General features: G+C 43.3%; 1 protein-coding gene. It reads right to left on the bottom strand.

Annotation, left to right across the window (positions count from 1 at the left end):
- A partial coding sequence (locus E9531_RS17600; RefSeq protein WP_211343495.1) for a DUF7178 family protein occupies positions 1-319 on the bottom strand: 319 nt, incomplete at both ends.

Genomic DNA, 319 nt, shown 5'->3' with positions numbered 1-319 from the left:
GTTGTAAGCGTGTCCATCAATACAGGGCGACGTTGTATCACCATTGTGCAAAATGTTTAGGTAAAAAGCAATAACTTTCTGACCTTTGAGAATGTTACAAATAGCGTCGGAATCTAGGTCACCCATAAGGATCGCGATTGCCTTTGCTTTGTTCTTCTTAAAGGTGCAAACTTTCACCTCAAAAGGATCAAGATCGGCACGGATTGCCTTTGCTAAGTTCTCACAATCGATGCAATTTCTTTCCCATTTGTTGTTGGGAGATATTGCCGCCATTGCTCCTGCGATCTGCTCAGGTGAGAATTGATACTCTGCGGCGATT

It is taken from the genome of Lampropedia puyangensis, from assembly GCF_004833285.1.
GTDB classification, from domain to species: domain Bacteria; phylum Pseudomonadota; class Gammaproteobacteria; order Burkholderiales; family Burkholderiaceae_C; genus Lampropedia; species Lampropedia puyangensis.
This window is presented reverse-complemented; position numbering and strand designations above follow the sequence as displayed.